The 17,536-nt window shown below is 63.9% G+C and carries 16 protein-coding genes; 6 read left to right on the top strand and 10 right to left on the bottom strand.

Going from position 1 to position 17,536, the window contains the following annotated elements:
* Positions 1–274: 274 nt before the first annotated feature.
* From NKJ20_RS32375 to NKJ20_RS32360, 4 genes are all read right to left on the bottom strand, one after another.
* Complete coding sequence (locus NKJ20_RS32375; RefSeq protein WP_352749623.1) at positions 275–1,807, bottom strand: YifB family Mg chelatase-like AAA ATPase; 1,533 nt, start codon at positions 1,805–1,807, stop codon at positions 275–277.
* Between the two features lie 163 nt (positions 1,808–1,970).
* Positions 1,971–2,912: a glutathione synthase gene (gene gshB, locus NKJ20_RS32370; protein ID WP_352749621.1), complete on the bottom strand. Its 942-nt coding sequence runs from the start codon at positions 2,910–2,912 to the stop codon at positions 1,971–1,973.
* A gap of 216 nt (positions 2,913–3,128) precedes the next feature.
* Positions 3,129–3,503 (bottom strand): GtrA family protein, encoded by a 375-nt coding sequence (locus tag NKJ20_RS32365; RefSeq protein WP_352749619.1) that lies wholly within the window; start codon positions 3,501–3,503, stop codon positions 3,129–3,131.
* A gap of 8 nt (positions 3,504–3,511) precedes the next feature.
* Complete coding sequence (locus tag NKJ20_RS32360) at positions 3,512–4,519, bottom strand: glycosyltransferase (RefSeq protein WP_352472814.1); 1,008 nt, start codon at positions 4,517–4,519, stop codon at positions 3,512–3,514.
* A gap of 129 nt (positions 4,520–4,648) precedes the next feature.
* Here NKJ20_RS32360 and NKJ20_RS32355 point away from each other — a divergent pair, with 129 nt between their 5' ends.
* The 6 genes from NKJ20_RS32355 (at position 4,649) to NKJ20_RS32330 (ending at position 11,088) form a co-directional block, all read left to right on the top strand.
* Positions 4,649–6,451, top strand: a complete 1,803-nt coding sequence (locus NKJ20_RS32355) for a GtrA family protein (RefSeq protein WP_352749616.1) — start codon at positions 4,649–4,651, stop codon at positions 6,449–6,451.
* 132 nt (positions 6,452–6,583) lie between these two features.
* Entirely contained in the window at positions 6,584–7,351 is a 768-nt protein-coding gene (locus tag NKJ20_RS32350) for an SDR family NAD(P)-dependent oxidoreductase (RefSeq protein WP_352749613.1), read from the top strand.
* Positions 7,351–8,301 (top strand): 2-dehydro-3-deoxygalactonokinase, encoded by a 951-nt coding sequence (locus NKJ20_RS32345; protein WP_502895044.1) that lies wholly within the window; start codon positions 7,351–7,353, stop codon positions 8,299–8,301. The genes NKJ20_RS32350 and NKJ20_RS32345 overlap by 1 nt, the downstream gene beginning before the upstream one ends.
* A complete protein-coding gene (locus tag NKJ20_RS32340) occupies positions 8,298–8,936 on the top strand; it encodes a 2-dehydro-3-deoxy-6-phosphogalactonate aldolase (RefSeq protein WP_023679860.1) in 639 nt (212 codons plus the stop codon). The genes NKJ20_RS32345 and NKJ20_RS32340 overlap by 4 nt, the downstream gene beginning before the upstream one ends.
* Positions 8,936–9,817, top strand: a complete 882-nt coding sequence (locus tag NKJ20_RS32335; RefSeq protein WP_352749608.1) for an SMP-30/gluconolactonase/LRE family protein — start codon at positions 8,936–8,938, stop codon at positions 9,815–9,817. Before NKJ20_RS32340 ends, NKJ20_RS32335 begins: the two co-directional genes overlap by 1 nt.
* A gap of 212 nt (positions 9,818–10,029) precedes the next feature.
* Positions 10,030–11,088: a D-alanine--D-alanine ligase family protein gene (locus tag NKJ20_RS32330; protein ID WP_352749605.1), complete on the top strand. Its 1,059-nt coding sequence runs from the start codon at positions 10,030–10,032 to the stop codon at positions 11,086–11,088.
* Here the strand turns inward: NKJ20_RS32330 and NKJ20_RS32325 are convergent.
* The 6 genes from NKJ20_RS32325 to dnaK all read right to left on the bottom strand — a co-directional run bounded on the left by NKJ20_RS32325 (position 11,085) and on the right by dnaK (position 16,893).
* Positions 11,085–11,372: a DUF1330 domain-containing protein gene (locus tag NKJ20_RS32325; RefSeq protein ID WP_352749603.1), complete on the bottom strand. Its 288-nt coding sequence runs from the start codon at positions 11,370–11,372 to the stop codon at positions 11,085–11,087. The genes NKJ20_RS32330 and NKJ20_RS32325 overlap by 4 nt on opposite strands.
* Positions 11,373–11,542: 170 nt before the next feature.
* On the bottom strand, positions 11,543–12,256 hold the full coding sequence (gene pyrF / locus NKJ20_RS32320) for an orotidine-5'-phosphate decarboxylase (protein WP_023679855.1): 714 nt from the start codon (positions 12,254–12,256) through the stop codon (positions 11,543–11,545).
* Positions 12,253–12,849 (bottom strand): NADPH-dependent FMN reductase, encoded by a 597-nt coding sequence (locus NKJ20_RS32315; RefSeq protein WP_352749600.1) that lies wholly within the window; start codon positions 12,847–12,849, stop codon positions 12,253–12,255. Before NKJ20_RS32315 ends, pyrF begins: the two co-directional genes overlap by 4 nt.
* 60 nt (positions 12,850–12,909) lie before the next feature.
* Positions 12,910–13,515 carry a phospholipid N-methyltransferase PmtA gene (gene pmtA, locus NKJ20_RS32310; protein ID WP_023679853.1) on the bottom strand — a complete coding sequence of 202 codons (606 nt, stop codon included), beginning with the start codon at positions 13,513–13,515 and terminating at the stop codon, positions 12,910–12,912.
* A gap of 117 nt (positions 13,516–13,632) precedes the next feature.
* Entirely contained in the window at positions 13,633–14,763 is a 1,131-nt protein-coding gene (gene dnaJ, locus NKJ20_RS32305; RefSeq protein WP_023679852.1) for a molecular chaperone DnaJ, read from the bottom strand.
* Positions 14,764–14,976: 213 nt separating this feature from the next.
* Positions 14,977–16,893, bottom strand: a complete 1,917-nt coding sequence (dnaK, locus tag NKJ20_RS32300; RefSeq protein ID WP_352749597.1) for a molecular chaperone DnaK — start codon at positions 16,891–16,893, stop codon at positions 14,977–14,979.
* Positions 16,894–17,536: the final 643 nt, after the last annotated feature.

The following is a 17,536-nucleotide window of genomic DNA, read 5'->3' as shown; positions in this document are numbered from 1 at the left end:
AGCCATCGCATCAAGAAATGCGCCTGGAACGACGACTATCTCATCAATGCCATCACTCATATGCGATAGCCCTGCCCTTGAGGGGAGGGTGGCCCGAAGGGCCGGGTGGGGTCGCCAACGCAGTGCGCCAACCCAATTCTGACGGTGCGCCTTAGGAGGAGCGTCGCAACGCTCCGCACCTCGGTCGGTTTCGAAATGCGACAGGCCGAGCGTCTCACCGGCGACCCCACCCGGCCGCTTCGCGGCCACCCTCCCCTCAAGGGGGAGGGGAACGTCACGCCGCCTGTGCCATCCGTTCCGAGCTCATGCGGTAGGAAATCGCTTCGGCCAGATGGATGCGGCCGACCGTCTCGCTGGTCTCGAGATCGGCCAGGGTCCGCGCCACCTTCAAGACGCGGTGATAAGCTCGTGCGGAAAAGCCGAGCTTTTCGCTGGCATCCCTCAGCAGCGACAGGCCGGCGGCGTCGGGCATGGCGATCTCCTCGATGACTGACGGCGAGCAATGCGCGTTGGTGGTGGCGGAGGTCGCGCCGAGCCGCTCGAAGCGCTCTCGCTGGATCGTACGGGCGCGGGCAACACGTAGTGCGACGGCGGCACTTTTCTCCGCCCGGTCCGGCCGGATCAGATCGCTGGCCGAGACCGCCGGCACCTCGATCCTGAGATCGATACGGTCGAGCAGCGGGCCGGAAATGCGCGCCTGGTAGTCGGTGCGGCAGCGATCGCCGCGCAGGCAGCGATAGCCCGGCTCGCCGGCCATGCCGCAACGGCACGGGTTCATCGCCGCGACCAGCTGGATACGCGCCGGATAGGTGACGCGATGATTGGCGCGCGCAATCATGCAGTCGCCGGTCTCGAGCGGCTGGCGCAGTGCATCGAGCGCCTGCGGCGAGAATTCGGGAAATTCGTCGAGGAACAGCACGCCGTGATGGGCAAGCGAAGCCTCGCCCGGCCGCACGCGCAACCCGCCGCCGACCATCGCCGCCATCGAGGCCGAATGATGCGGCGCGCGGAACGGCCGCCGGTCGGTGAGTTTTCCTTCGCCGAGTTCGCCGGCCACCGAGGCGATCATCGAGACTTCGAGCAATTCCCTGGGCGCCAGCGGCGGTAGGATCGACGGCAGCCGCTGCGCCAGCATCGACTTTCCCGACCCCGGCGGTCCGACCATCAAAAGATTGTGGCCGCCGGCGGCCGCCACCTCCAGCGCCCGCTTGGCGGTCTCCTGGCCCTTGATGTCGGCAAGGTCGGGCAGGTCGCGCGCCGCGGCATGGATGCCGGCTTCCGGCCGTGACAGAACCTGCGTGCCGCGAAAATGATTGGCGATGGCGATCAGGCTGCGCGGCGCCAATATGTCGAAGTCCTTGCCGGCCCAGGCCGCTTCCGGCCCGCAGGCGAACGGGCAGATCAAGCCCTTGCCTTCGGCGTTGGCACCGATTGCCGCCGGCAGCGCGCCAGCCACCGCGGCGATGGTTCCGTCGAGCGACAATTCGCCAAGCACGACATAGCCGGCCAGCATGTCGCCCGGAATGGCGCCGAGCGCCGCCATCAGCCCGAGGGCGATCGGCAGATCGTAGTGGCTGCCTTCCTTGGGCAGGTCGGCCGGCGCCAGATTGACGGTGACCTTCTTCGACGGCATCGACAGGCCGGATGCATGCAGCGCTGCCTGCACCCGCTCGCGGCTTTCGGCTACAGCCTTGTCGGCCAGCCCGACGATGTGCATGTTGACCTTGCCCGGCGCGATCATCACCTGCACGTCGACCGGCACGGCCTCGATGCCCTGGAAAGCAACCGTGCGAACCCGCGCCACCATGTCTTCACCCCGGATGCAGGCTTTTGCCCCAAGCCTTTGCGATCATGCCGCGAACGGCGTCACCCGAGACAACCACAGATTTCCGGCGAAGGCAAGAACATTTGGGGAACAGCTGAGCGCAACGGCGGCAATGGTTTGCAACGCGGCCGCTCGCGAACCGAGGCTAGTTGCGCTTCTCCTCGACGGCATCCCAGAACAGGCTGGCGATGTCGGCGCCGCCGAAGCGCTGCACTTCGCGTATGCCGGTCGGTGAGGTCACGTTGATCTCGGTCATGTAGTCGCCGATGACGTCGATGCCGACGAGGATGAAGCCGCGCTCCTTCAGCGAGGGACCGATGCGGGCGCAGATCTCGCGTTCGCGTTCCGTCAATTCGGTCTTTTCGGCGCGGCCGCCGACATGCATGTTGGAGCGCGAATCGTGCTCGGCCGGCACGCGGTTGATGGCGCCGACAGGCTCGCCGTCAATCAGGATGATGCGCTTGTCGCCAGCCCGCACCTCCTTCAGATAGCGCTGCACGATGTAGGGTTCGCGGAACAACTGGCCGAACATTTCGAGCAGCGAGGCGAGGTTGCGGTCGGCCTCGTGCAGGTGGAAGATGCCGGCGCCGCCATTGCCGTAGAGCGGTTTGACGATGATATCGCCGAACTCCTTGCGGAAGGCTGCGACCTCGAGCGGGTCCTTGGTGATCAGCGTGTCCGGCATCAGGTCGGGAAATTCAGTGACGAAGATCTTTTCCGGGCTGTTGCGCACCCAGGCAGGGTCGTTGACCACCAGGGTCTTCGGATGGATGCGCTCGAGGATATGCGTGGTGGTGATGTAGTTCATGTCGAAGGGTGGATCCTGCCGCAAAAGGATGACGTCCATCTCCGAAAGATCGGTGCGGACTTCTTCGCCCAGCGAATAATGATTGCCCTTATCGTCGCGAACCTGCATCGCCTCGATACGGGCAAACACCTTGCCGTCGCGCAGCGACAGCCGGTCGGGCGTGTAGTGGAACAATTGGTGGCCGCGCCGCTGCGCCTCCAGCGACAGCGCAAACGACGTGTCGCCGGCTACCGACACGGTGGAGATGTGGTCCATCTGGACGGCGACTTTCAGGGGCATGGCAGCTCTCCGGCGCACTTGGAGCGATCCACTTGGACGCACAAAGTACGCTCCAACATTTTTTGAATCCATGCATCGTGCTTTCCGAAAATCGATTCCGATTTTCGGGCCGATGCATCGACGACAGCGATATAAGGAAATCGGCGGCTTCTGCCAATCGGCCAAGGTCACGATGAGGCTACGCTTCGCTTGGCGCAGACCTCGACGCGATAGTTCTCAGCGGTCGAACACCAGCTTGGAATAGCCGAGGAAGGACAGCGCCATGGCGACCAGCGAGGCGACCGCAAGGGCTATGAGCGGCGACACCATCGGCAGTGCGAACAACATGACGCAATAGACGAGATAATTGACGACGCTGGTGGCAATGCCGACGCCGCCGTAGCGTGCGCCCTCTTGCGCGACGCCGCGGCTGGAAGGCGAGAAGGTCAGATAGCGGTTGATCAGCCAGGTGACGGACAGGGCAAAACCGATCGAGATGATGCGAGCCGCGAAGGGGCCAAGCGGCGCTATCGCCAACACCAGCCAAAGCGCCGCCGCGTCGGCGACGAAGCCGATGCCGCCGGCGACAATGAAGCGGGCGAGGCGTCCCATTTAGGGCTCTAAGCCGCCCGCGGGGTCTTGCGCGGTCCGGTCTTCAAAGTCGCGAGCGCACTTGCACGTTCACGTTCGACGCGACCGGAAGGCATCGACAGATAGAAGATGCGCTTCTGCTCGGCCCGGCCGCGCGACACCGAATCGAGGATCACGCCGGTCACCGCCGCCAGCATCGACAGCAGCAGCAGGCCGACCGACAGAACCCAGGTCGGCATGCGCGGCACAAGCCCGGTTTCGGCGAACTCGATCAGCACCGGCGCCATCAGAAACAGGCTTGATGCCAGGAAGAACACCGAAAAAGCGCCGAAGAAACGCAGCGGCTGCGTCTCCTTCATCAGCATGGCGAACATCCACAGGATCTTCGCGCCGTCGCGAAAGGTCGACAGCTTCGACGACGAGCCTTCCGGCCGGCGGCCATAGTCGAGCCCGATCTCGCTGACCGGCAATTTGAGCTGCGAGGCGTGCACCGACATTTCGGTCTCGATCTCGAAACCGCCGGAAACGGCGGGAAAACTCTTGACGAAGCGCCTGGTGAAGGCGCGGTAACCCGAGAAGATATCGGTAAAGTCCGAGCCGAACAAACGTTTGTAGAGGCTGTTGAAGATGCGGTTGCCGAAGGCGTGGCCTGTCCTGCCGGCATCGTTGGCGACGCCGCGCCTGGTGCCCACCACCATGTCGGAGCGCTCGGTCAGCAGCGTGTTGATCAGTTGCGGCGCGTCCTCCGGCGCATAGGTGCCATCGCCGTCGGCCATCAGGTAGATGTCGGCCTCGATGTCGGCGAACATGCGGCGCACGACATTGCCTTTGCCCTGGCGCGGCTCGCGCACCACGATGGCGCCGGCGGCGCGGGCTCGGAGCGCCGTCAGGTCGCGCGAATTGTTGTCGTAGACATAGATCGCGGCGGCAGGCAGCGTTTCGCGAAAGCGCCGCACCACTTCGCCGATCGTCAGCTCTTCATTGTAGCAAGGCAGGAGCACGGCGATGCTCGGCTCATGGCGCACTTCTTGTGGCATTTTCGTCTCCGGATGCCCTGTGAGGCCCCTGACCACTCAAGCGCCGGCCTCGCTCGGGCGGCTTTACTATTTATTGAAGCTGTTAAGGCTAGGTTTAAACCGCCCCGTATTCCTTCCAAAGGTCCTGATATGAGCACAGCCGACGATGGCGCCTCCATTTGGAGGTCCGATATCGCGCTGGCGCTGCTTGCCACGCTGCTGGCGCTTGCCGTCAATGCCTTTGCCGGCTTCCCGGCACTGACCAATGCCGGCGGCGACAACGACAATCTGCTGCGCCTCGTCGAAGTTCGCGACATGCTGGCCGGCCAAAGGTGGTTCGATCTCCACCAGTACAGGATGGGCCTGGAAGGCGGTTTCGTCATGCATTGGTCGCGGCTGGTCGATGCGCCGATCGCCGCCATCATCATCGCCGTATCGGGCCTGACCGGCAGCGCGGCCTTTGCCGAGAATGTTGCGCAAGTGCTGTGGCCGGCGCTGCTCTTCTGCCTGACCGTATTTTTCACGGCTCGCGCCGCGCGCAGCTTTGCCGGTGACAGCGCCGTGCTGCCCGCTGTCGTGATCGGCGCTGCCGCACTGTATTTCCTCGGCATTTTTTCGCCTGGCGCGCTCGATCACCACAATGTCCAGCTGATGCTGAGCATGGCCAGCCTGAGCCTGTTGCTTGAAGCGCCAACGCGCAGGCCGGCGGCATTGCTCTCCGGCCTGTGCACCGGATTGATGCTGGCCGTCGGCATGGAGACCGCGCCTTATGTGGCCACCATCGGCGCCTCCGTTGCCATGCTGTTTGCTCTCGGCGCCAATGGCGAGAGGCTGATCGCCAGGGATTTCGGCCTCGGCTTTGCCGGCGTGTCCGCGCTCGTCTTTGTCGCCACCATTGCGCCGTCTGCCTGGGGTCAGGCGCAATGCGACGCCTTCTCGACCGTGCAGTTCGTCATCGCGGCGATTGCCGGAACCGGCCTTGCGGCGATAGCGTCGGTCGAGCCCGCCGGCCGCACGCGCCAATGGCGCATCGCCTCACTTGGCCTGCTTGCCCTGCTATTGGGCGCTGTCGTCGTCTTGTTGTTCCCACAATGCCTGGCAGCGCCCTATGCCAACCTCGACCCGCGCCTCAAGGAGCTATGGCTTGATCACATCGACGAGGCGCAATCGCTGTTCAAGCTGCTCGCTGAAGATCCGGCCGGGGTGGTGGCGCGCTATGCCACGCCGCTCATCGCGCTCGTGCTGATGGCGCTTCGCCTTGGCCGTGGCGGCTGGCGGCGGCAGGACAGCCTTGTCGGCGCGCTGCTTGCCGTGGCCTTCATCGTCAGCGCCTGGCAGGTGCGCGGTTCGACATTCTCGATCGCCTTCGCTGTCATCCTGCTTGCCGCCTGGATTGCCAAATGGCGTCAACGGGCAGAGGCCAGCGCGTCGCGCAGCGTGGCGCTGCGCATGGCTGCCGTCTGGCTGGTTTCGGTGAATGCGGTCTGGACTGGGGCTGCCGCGGCGACCTCGGTCGCCTTCGACGACAGCAACACCACGGCGGATAATGGCGACGGCACCGATGTCGCTTGCCAGCGCATGGCCTCCTTTGCGGCGCTTGGCCGCCTGCCCGGCACCACCGTGCTGGCAATTTCCAATCTCGGATCGCCGATCCTGGCCTATTCCGGACATCGCGTCTTCGCCGGGCCCTATCATCGCAATGTCGCCGGCAACCTGCTGGCGCTCGATGCCTTCCTTGGGTCCGATGCCGATGCCAGGACGGTCGTGGCGGATCATCACGTCGGCCTCGTCGCGCTGTGCCCCGGCAGCGCCGAGAGCAAGCTCCTCGCAGCCAAGGCGCCGGCAGGCTTTCTTGCCGGGCTGATGCGCGGCAGCGTGCCGGAATGGCTTGAGCCGGTTGCCGGGACCAGCGGCGCCGCCGTCGAATTGTACCGCGTCCGGCTGGGCAGCTGATCGATCGGCAGCCCGTGCGGCCTTTTGTCGGACATAAGTCCTGACAATCCACTCTTTCGCCCTTGCCCGCCCGACATGGCTGGATAGGATGCGCGCCGGCCGACCGCGATTATTGGACCGGGAGAGAATTTCATGATGCCATCGGCACGCTTTGCCGACCTCGAAGGTGCTTCGGTGCTGATCACCGGCGGCGGCTCCGGCATTGGCGCTGCCTTGACAGAAGGCTTTGTCGGCCAGGGGGCAAAGGTCGCCTTCATCGATATTGCCGACCGTCCGAGTGTGGCGCTGGCCGATCGGTTAGAGAAGGAGCTGGGCCGGCGGCCGCTCTATCTCAAGACCGACATACGCGACATTGAGGCGTTGCGGCTATCGGCGGCTAAAGCCGCCGAGGCGCATGGCGACGTGACCGTGCTGGTCAACAATGCCGCGCAGGATGACCGTCATGCCGTCGAAGATGTCACGGTGGAGTTCTGGGACAACAACCATGCCATCAACCTGCGCCCGCATTTCTTCAGCGCACAGGCGGTGGCGCCGGGCATGAAGCGGGCCGGCGGCGGATCGATCATCAATTTCACCTCGACCTCGTTTCTCATCAACCATCCCGACATGCCGGCCTATACCGCCGCCAAGGCCGGCATCGTCGGCCTCACCAAGGGTCTTGCCGGCAAGCTCGGCGTCGACGGCATTCGCGTCAACGCGATCGCGCCCGGCTGGGTGATCACCGAGCGGCAGAGAAAGCTCTGGGTCACCGAAGAAGCGCTCGCCGCTCATGTCGCCAAACAGTGCATCAAAGAGGTGATGCAGCCGGAAGACATTGTCGGCACTGTGCTGTTCCTGGCGTCGGATGCCTCACGCATGCTGACCGCGCAGATGCTGATCGTCGATGGGGGGTTCCTGTGATCTCATCGAGCAAGGCAGCTTCCGTCGCGGCCGTCGACTGGGGCACCACCCGTATGAGGGTCTGGCTGCTCGATGGCGCCGGCAAGGTTCTCGCCGAGCGGCGCGGCGATGACGGGCTGATCACCGCCCAGGCTAAAGGATTTTCGTCCATTCTCGAAGGGCATCTGGCTGCCTTGGGCGCAGCCGAGGCGCTGCCGGTCATCATTTGCGGCATGGCCGGTTCGCGCCAGGGCTGGCTGGAGGCGCCATATGTCAGCGTTCCGGCGCCGATCGGCGCCATTCTCGCCGGCGCTGCCCGCATCCCCGGCCAGCGCCGCGACATCCGCATCGTGCCTGGCCTTGCCCAACGCCTCGTTGACGCACCCGACGTCATGCGCGGCGAGGAGACGCAGCTTACCGGCGCCGGTTTGCCGGCAAAGGGACGCCATCTCGTCTGCATGCCTGGCACCCATTCGAAATGGGTGCTGGTCGAGGACGGCTCTGTTGCCGGTTTCGGCACCTGGCCGACCGGCGAGCTGTTTTCGGTGCTGGCCGCGCACTCGATCCTGCGCCATTCGCTGGGCGAGCCGCCGAAGCCGGTTGCCGCCGAAAATCCATTTTTCCGGGAGTGGTGCCTGAAGGCGTTGGCCGAAGGCGGTGACATCGGTTCAAGACTGTTCTCGATCCGCGCCGCCAGCCTGCTGCAGAATCTGAAGCCCGAGGATGCCGCCGCGTGCCTGTCCGGCCTGCTGATCGGCGGCGAGATCGCTTCGGCAAATCGCCGTTATGGGGCGAGTGCCGTGCCCGTCGTGCTGATCGCGTCGGGCGCACTCGGCAAGCTCTATGCCGACGCGCTCGGCCTTGCCGGGCTCGCGGTCAGGGTGGTCGACGCCGACGAGGCGGTGCGTGCCGGTCTTGCCGAAGCCGCGCGCGAAAATGGCATGATCGCCGGAAATGGAGTTGCCGCATGACCGAAACCGCACCTTTTCCAAAGCTCGAGCGGGGTCTGGTCGCCATCCTGCGTGGCCTCAAGCCAAGCGAGGCGGTGGCGATCGGCCAGGCGATCTTCGGCGCCGGTATCGAAGCGATCGAGGTGCCGCTCAACTCTCCCGATCCTTACGCCTCCATCGCCAGCATTGTCGGAGCGCTTCCTCCAACAGCCTTGGTCGGTGCCGGCACGGTGCTCAGCGCCGCCGATGTCGACGGCCTGCACAAGGCCGGCGGGCGGCTGCTGGTCAGCCCCAATATCGATGCCGAGGTCATGGGCCGGGCCATGCACTACGGCATGGTGACGATGCCCGGCGTGTTCACGCCGACCGAGGCATTTCAAGCAATCCGGCTCGGCGCCTCGGCATTGAAATTCTTCCCGGCGAGCGTGCTTGGCGCGGCAGGCATTTCGGCGATGCGCGCGGTGCTGCCGGCCAGTGTGCTGGTCGGCGCGGTCGGCGGCGTTTCAGATAAGGATTTTGCCGGCTACAAGGCAGCCGGCGTCAGCGTCTTCGGTCTTGGCTCCAGCCTGTTCAAGCCGGGCATGAGCGTCGACGAAGTGGCAGCGCGAGCGAAAGCCGCAGTTCAGGCCTGGGACGCGGCGTTTGGAGTGGCATGATGAGCGAGACCATCGTTTCGGTTTTTTCCGACCATGTCTGCCAACTCGGAGAGGGACCAAGCTATGACCCTGCCACCGACACGCTCTACTGGTTCGACATCGTCAATGGCCAGCTCCTGGAAAAGCTCCTGTCCGGCGGTGCGGTCAAAATCCACGAGCTCGGTCAGATGGCCAGCGCCATCTGCATCATCGACGACCAACGCCAGCTGATCGCCACCGAGACCGGTCTGCATGTCCGCGACGTTGCGACCGGCAAGCTGACGCTGCACACGCCGATCGAGGCCGACAATACGGTCACCCGCTCGAACGATTCACGCGTTCACCCTTGCGGCGCCCTCTGGGTCGGCACCATGGGCAAGGGCGAGGAGAAGGCCGCCGGTTCGATCTACTGGTTCTTCAAAGGCGAGCTGCGCCGGCTCTATGCCGACGTCACGGTACCCAATTCGATCTGCTTTTCCGAGGATGGGACGATCGCCTATTACACCGACACCAGCACCGGGCTGTTGATGCGCGTCGGCTGCGATCCGGCGACCGGCCTGCCGGTTGGCGAACCGAAGGTCTTCGTCGACCACCGTTCGGCCAAAGGCTATATCGATGGTTCGGTGCTCGACCGCGACGGCATATTGTGGAACGCCTGCTGGGGCGGCAGCGTCGTCGAAGCCTATGGACCCGACGGCAAGCTCGTCCGTTCGGTGGCGATGCCGGCGACGCAACCGTCCTGTCCAGCTTTCGTCGGCAGGAACGCCGACCGGCTGGCGGTCACCTCCGCCTGGTCGGGCAAGAGCGAGAAGCAGCGCCTGCTCGACCCGCAAGCCGGCATGACATTTATGCTCGACATTCCAGTCAATGGTCGCTTCGAGCCGCGCGTGCTGATTGGCTAGACCCATCTAGCACTGTTGTGCAGGCGTCCAGCTGACGTCGGTTCCGCGAAAGCCGAATGCATTCGCCGTGCGATGCTGGAAACGGTTCATCGTTTCGCGGGAACGCTGAACCGCTCTATCTCTTTGTTTTGACGCAATTCCGGACGGAAAACCGTTTCACACTTTTCCTGGAATTGCTCTAGCAATCGTGCTGCCGGGAAATCGTTTCGATCATGTCAAGCCGCGAGCCGAAGCTGATCCTTGTCTACGAGCCGGAAAAGGCTTGCTTCGATCGGCTGGTTGCCGATAACCACGTGCCGAAGCGTGCCGCCGAAATCGCCTCCTATCTGGCGCAATCGACCGACATCGCTGCTGAATTCGACGCACTTGCCGCCGCTTGCCAAAAGCGCGGCCTGTCGTTTGCGCCGGTGACGCTCGACGACGCCGCAAGCGTTCTCGCCGGCGAGGACCCGAAGACCACGCTAGTCTGGACGCTGACCGACGGCGTCGCCTATTTCCGCGGCGGCGCCGCACCGGCTCTGGCACGGCTGAATGGCCTCAAAACGATCGGCGCCGACGATGCGCTGTTCGCGCTCTGTCAGGACAAGTTCCGGTCCGGCGCCGTGCTCGGCGCGCTTGGCCTGCCGGTGCCGCAGGCGGGCCTTGCCCGTGACGGCGCCTGGCTGGTCGCGCCACCGGCCTCGCCCGCCGGCTGGTTCGTCAAGCCGAACCGGCTCGGCGCCAAGATCGGCATCTGGCCGGATTCGCACTGCCACGATCTCGGCCACGCGCTGGAGCTTAGCCGGCGCGTCTTCGCCGCCTATCGCGACGATGTCATCGTCCAGCCCTATGTCGCCGGCCGCAACGCTCGCGCCAGTTTTCTCGGATTGAGGCCGGATACCGGCGTCGAGGCGCTGGGCATCGCCTTTGTCGATTCGGGCGGCGATTTCCAGACCATGCAGGACAGCCTGGCGCTTTACGGCGATATCGGCGCAGCGGCGAAAGCTGCGGGAAAATATACCGAGCCGGTGCTGCTGCCGGTCGCCGGCAGCCAGCCTGAAGCCGATGCAAGAATCCGTCGCATCGCCGAACGCCTGATGGTCGGGCTTGGCCTGCGGGATGTGTTTTCCATCGATTTCCGGGTCGAAGCCGACGACAGCGTCCACCTCATCGAGTTCGAGGTCTGCCCCGGCCTGCCCTGCTTCGATTTCCGCGATTACTGTCGCCAGCAATGGGGCTTGAGCCTCGCCGATGCGATGGCGGAGGCAGCGGCGAACCGGCTTCTCGCCTAAATCCCCTCGACCAGCACGATTTCGCCCTCGGCCACCTTCTGGCGGATCGCGACGGCGCGCTGGTATTCGGGCGAGTGGTAGCAGTCATGCGCCGCCGCAAGCGACGGAAACTCGATGATCACGTTGCGGTCGCGGCCCGGCCCCTCGGCCTTCTCATGCGCGCCGCCGCGCGCCAGGAACTTGGCGCCGAAGCGGTCGAAGGCCAGTTTGGCAGCTGCGACATAGTCCTTGTAGCCTTCCGCATCGCGCACGTCGACGCGAGCGATCCAGTATCCCTTGGGCATGGTATTTCTCCTGGTTTTTGGCCGTGCGCGGACCGATTTTGAAAGTCGCTCCGGTGAGATGGCTGGGGGTGTTTTCGAGAACCGGAGCGGAGCGCACTTAAAGTACGTGAGCACCGGAAGCGGAGAAGACGCCGTCAGACGGCCGCCGGAGCCAGTTTCGGAATTGGTCCTCAGGCCGAGCGCATTTCATCGAGGATCGCTTCCGCTGCCGCCCGCCTGTCGGCCGCACCGACGATCGGCCGGCCGACGACGAGGTGGCTGGAGCCGTTGCGGATCGCCTGCGCCGGCGTCACCACGCGTTTCTGGTCGCCATGGTCGCTGCCCTTCGGCCGGATTCCCGGCGTCACGACCGCCAGGTCGGGGCCGACGATGCGGCGCACCGCCTCAGCTTCCTCGGCCGAGCAGACGATGCCGCCCATGCCGGCATGCAGCGCCTGCTCGGAGCGCCTCAGCACCAGTGTATGCGGATCATACTCATAGCCGGCGTCGATCACGTCCTGCTCGTCCATCGAGGTCAGCACAGTGACCCCGAGCAGGCAAAGGTCGCTGCCCCTCGCGGCCTCGACCGCCGCCTTCATCGTCTTCGGATAGGCATGGATGGTCAGCATGCTCATGCCCATCCTGGCGATGTTGTCGACCCCCTTGGCAACGGTGTTATCGATGTCGAGGAGCTTCATGTCGAGAAAGATCCTGGTGCCGCCGCTGGCCAGCTCGCGGGCGAAGTCGAGCCCGCCGGCAAAGGCGAGCTGGTAACCGATCTTGTAGAAGGAGACGATCCCATCGAGCTCGCGCACCGCTTTCTCGGCTTCCTTCAGCGTCGGCAGGTCGAGGCCGACGATCAATCTTTCCTGCATCGTGTCGGCATGCGCGGCGTCCGGGATCATGCCTCGATCCGCGTCGACAGCATGCGCGAGGTTTCGATCAGCGTTCGGCATAGGTGCTCCATCGATTGGCGTAGTCTCTCGTCCCGGAACTTGCCCTCGTCGTCGAAGGCGTTGCCGCCCTCCGGCACCGAGCATTCCGGTGTCACCACCTCCATCCGGCAGCGTACCAGAACGGCGCGCAGATGGTTGATGCAGCGTATCCCGCCGAAGGGTCCGTTGGAAGACGAGCAGAGGCCGGCGACCTTGCCGGCAAGCGGCCTGAACGTCCGGCCGCCATCCTTGCGCAGCTGGCTCACCCAGTCGATGCTGTTCTTGAGCAACGGTGGAATGGAGCCGTTATATTCGGGCGTCGCGATCAGCAGCCCGTCATGGGCGGCGATCATCCGGCCGACCTTGAAAGCATTGTCGGGAATGCCTTCTTCCTTTTCCAAATCCTGGTCGAGGATCGGCAGCGGATAGTCGGCGAGCGAGATGCGAGTCACCTCGGCGCCCTGCATGGCAAGTTCCTTCTGTGCCACGTCGGCGGTCCTGCCGCTATAGGCGCCGCTGCGCACCGAACCGGCGACGACGAGAATTTTCGGGATCACAGCCATGGGTCTGCCTTGTCACCCGATGGGTATAAGACAAGTGCTATTCAAACCCAACGCTTCAATTCATGCGGCCCCGCGTCGGTAGATCCAAAGCTGCGTCGGCGGAATGTTGCGGATGACGAAATGGAAATGCTCGACCGTATAGTCGCCGCGGCCCGGCGGGATCGGCGACAGCGGCCCGTAAGTCAGCTGCACGATCGGCCGGCCCGCCGGGATACGGTCGAGCAGGCTCTCGACATAGGCGATGCGCTGGGCGACAGGGAAATTGAGCAGCGGCACGCCCGATATCACGGAATCGAAGATCAGGTCGCGCTTGTCGCCAAGCGTCGCGTCGAGATTGAAGGCGTCGCCCTCGATGACGTTGACGCCTGGATAAAGCTGGCGCAGATGGCGCACGAAATCAGTGGAATATTCGACCGCGTAGAGATTCTCAGGCTTAATGCCCTGGGCGAGGATGGCGCGTGTGATGACGCCTGTACCGGGCCCGACCTCGAGCACCGGCAGGCCGGATGTCGGATCGACGATCGAGGCCATCTTGCCTGCGGTGATGGAACTGGTCGGGACGATCGAACCGACCGCCTTCGGCTTGTCGATCCAGCCCTTGAAGAACTTCAGCTCGTCGTCGAACTTTTCCGCCAGCGTCTTTCGCAGTCCGGGACTACGCGTCATTGAAAGTCCTCCTCAACGCTCCCTCGCATGCTACTTAGCAGTTACGAGGTGCAAGACAAGGCGAATCCCCGGATAAGGTGTTGATGACGCTCGGGAAGCGTTTTCCAGGGATCAGCTTCAGTGCTCGCCGAACGTTTCGAAAAAGTCTTTCATGCGGGCGAAAAATCCGCTCGACTGAGGCGAATTGTCCTTTGAGGAAAGCTGCTCGAATTCCTCCAGCAATTCGCGCTGACGGCGCGAAAGGTTCTGCGGCGTCTCAACCACGGTCTGGATGTAGAGGTCGCCGATATTAGGCTGGCGCAGCACAGGCATGCCCTTGCCCTTGAGGCGGAACTGGCGACCGTTCTGGGTGCCTTCCGGCACCTTCACCTTCGTCTGGGTACCGTCCAGTGTCGTCACCTCGAACGAGCCGCCAAGCGCTGCTGTCGTCATCGAGATCGGCACCTTGCAATAAAGATCGGCCCCGTCGCGCTGGAAGAATTCGTGCGGCTTGACCGCGAGGAAGATGTAGAGATCGCCCGACGGGCCGCCGCGCAGGCCAGCCTCGCCCTCATTGGCCAGCCGGATGCGGGTGCCATCCTCGATGCCGGCAGGGATGTTTACCGACAGCGAGCGCTCCTCGGTGACACGGCCTTGGCCGGCGCATTTCGGGCACGGATCCTTGATGGTCTGGCCGCGCCCCTGGCATTGCGGGCAGGTGCGCTCGATCGAGAAGAAGCCTTGCGTGGCGCGCACCTTGCCGTGGCCGTTGCACATCGAGCAGGTGACGGGCTGGGTGCCAGGCTTGGCGCCGCTGCCCGAGCATTCCGAGCAGGAAATCGAGGCTGGCACCCGAATCTGCGCGGTCTTGCCGGAAAATGCCTCTTCCAGCGTAATTTCCATATTGTAGCGCAGGTCGGCGCCGCGCTCGCGTCCGCCGGACGAGCGGCGCTGGCGCCCGCCCATCATGTCGCCGAAAATGTCTTCGAAAATGTCGGCGAAGCCGCCGGCGCCAAAGCCTTGCGCCCCGCCATTCATACCGCCGTGCTCGAAGGCGGCGTGGCCGAAGCGATCATAGGCGGCGCGCTTCTGCGGGTCCTTCAGTGTCTCGTAGGCTTCGTTGATTTCCTTGAACTTGTGCTCGCAGGCATGGTCGCCTGGGTTGCGGTCGGGATGGAACTGCATGGCGAGCTTGCGAAAAGCGCTCTTGAGCTCCTTCTCGTCGGCGCCCTTTTGCACGCCTAGCGTTTCGTAAAAATCAGCTTTCATGTTTTCCCGCAGTCCGGATAGTCAACGTCTTGAAGCATCGTTGCGTCGTTTGCCGGCACGCTGTTCCGATTTAGGTGTGATGGAGCCGCGATGCCAGTGTCTACGAGGCTTTGTCCGCATTTTTTCGGGCAGCTCAGCGTTTTTCCGGCAAAGGGTTGCAAAAAAGCCCGGCTGTGCGCCGGGCTTTTTCCCTTACCTGTACCGTCAGGCGGTTCAGGCCGACTTCTTCTTCTCGTCGTCTTCGTCGATTTCCTCGAAGTCGGCATCGACGACGTCACTGTCCTTGGCGGCATCAGCCTTGGCGTCGGCCTCGGCGGCTTCCTTCTGCGAAGCCTCGTACATGGCCTGGCCGAGCTTCATCGAGACTTCGGCGAGCGTCTGCGTCTTGGCCTCGATCTCGGTCACATCGTCGCCTTCGGCAGCGGTCTTCAGCGCCGCGATCGCATCGGCGATCGCCGTGCGGTCGGCCTCGGAAACCTTCTCGCCGTATTCCTTCAGAGATTTCTCCGAGGAATGCACCAGCGCCTCGGCCTGGTTGCGGGCCTCGACCAGCGCGCGCCGCTTCTTGTCGGCTTCGGCATTGGCCTCGGCGTCCTTGACCATCTTCTCGATGTCGGCGTCCGAAAGGCCGCCGGACGCCTGGATGCGGATCTGGTGCTCCTTGCCGGTGCCCTTGTCCTTGGCCGAGACGTTGACGATGCCGTTGGCGTCGATGTCGAAGGTGACCTCGATCTGCGGCACGCCGCGCGGCGCAGGTGGGATGCCGACCAGATCGAACTGGCCGAGCGCCTTGTTGTCGGCGGCCATTTCACGCTCGCCCTGGAAGACGCGGATGGTCACCGCCGACTGCGAATCCTCGGCCGTGGAGAACACCTGGCTCTTCTTTGTCGGAATCGTCGTGTTGCGTTCGATCAGCCGCGTGAACACGCCGCCCAGCGTCTCGATGCCGAGCGACAACGGCGTCACATCGAGCAGCAGCACGTCCTTGACGTCGCCCTGCAGCACGCCGGCCTGGATAGCGGCGCCCAACGCGACGACCTCATCCGGGTTGACGCCCTTGTGCGGCTCCTTGCCGAAGAACTGCTTCACGATCTCCTGGATCTTGGGCATACGGGTCATGCCGCCGACCAGGACGACTTCGTCGATTTCGCCGGCCTTCAGGCCGGCATCCTTGAGCGCCGCCTTGCAAGGATCGATCGTGCGCTGGACGAGATCCTCGACCAGGCTCTCGAACTTCGCCCGCGTCAGCTTCAGCGTCAGGTGCTTGGGGCCGGTGGCATCGGCGGTGATGAAGGGCAGGTTGATCTCGGTCTGCGTGGTGGACGACAGCTCGATCTTGGCCTTTTCAGCCGCTTCCTTGAGGCGCTGAAGGGCGAGCTTGTCGTTCCGCAGGTCGATGCCATGTTCCTTCTTGAACTCGGCCGCCAGATATTCGACCAGACGCATGTCGAAATCCTCGCCGCCGAGGAAGGTGTCGCCATTGGTCGACTTCACCTCGAACACGCCGTCGCCGATTTCGAGCACCGAAATATCGAACGTGCCGCCGCCAAGGTCATAGACGGCAATCGTCTTGCCTTCCTTCTTGTCCAGTCCATAGGCAAGCGCTGCCGCCGTTGGCTCGTTGATGATGCGCAGCACTTCGAGGCCGGCGATCTTGCCGGCATCCTTGGTCGCCTGGCGCTGGGCGTCATTGAAATAGGCCGGAACGGTGATGACCGCCTTCTCGACCTTCTCGCCGAGATAGGCCTCCGCCGTTTCCTTCATCTTCTGCAGGATCATCGCCGAGATCTGGCTAGGCGACTGCTTCTTGCCGCCGGCCTCGACCCAGGCGTCGCCATTGTCGCCCTTGACGATCTTGTAGGGGACAAGCTTCTTGTCCTTCTCCGTCACCGGATCGTCGTAGCGGCGGCCGATCAGGCGCTTGACCGCGAAAATGGTGTTCTCAGGATTGGTGACCGCCTGGCGCTTGGCCGGCTGGCCGACAAGGCGCTCGCCGTCGCTGTTGATGGCGACGATGGAAGGAGTCGTGCGCGCGCCTTCCGCATTCTCGATGACCTTGGATTCCTTGCCGTCCATGATGGCCACACAGGAGTTGGTTGTTCCCAGATCGATACCGATTACTTTTGCCATTTCTCTAATCTCTCCGCTAAGCAGGCTCTCAGGACCCGTACAGGCGTTCCGACGAAAGCCCCTGTTCACAAGAAATTCCGCTCCGGCAACCGGCATTCGGCGCTGGACGGCTTGGCGCGTATATAAGAACAGGCTGCGTGGCGCGCAAGCATTCTGCGCAAGGCGTTCACCATTCATCGCGGTTGATCGGATTCGGGACCGGCACGCCCGTATTTTCCGGCCGTGATCCAGCCCGGCCCGGCCCGGCCCATGAACCTTTCCGCCTCACCTCGCGACTGACGCTCAGGTGCCGCGTGGTGCGGCCCCGGAAAGGAAAGCCCCATGACCACAGATCCAGAGGCTCCATGGTCTCCGGGAACAGCAGGAGCTCAGCGCGACTATCGCCTTCGGGACCGGGTCGATGCGCTGGGCTTTTCGCTGGTTCCGTTGACCCTGCGCGGACGCAGGCGTATCGTGACGTTGAGGAAAGCAGACAATTCGATCAGGGATGAACGTGCCGGAACGCCGCGCCTTGCCCTGATTTGCGCGCCGGGACCGGATGTTTCTCCCATGACCTGTGCTAGGGCGTATACACATCTTGCTGCGACGGATTGACTCGGTTGTGACGTGTCGGATTCCGCCGGCGTGTGCTGTATGATTCTTC

This window comes from Mesorhizobium sp. M0185, assembly GCF_040322175.1.
GTDB lineage: Bacteria > Pseudomonadota > Alphaproteobacteria > Rhizobiales > Rhizobiaceae > Mesorhizobium.
This window is presented reverse-complemented; position numbering and strand designations above follow the sequence as displayed.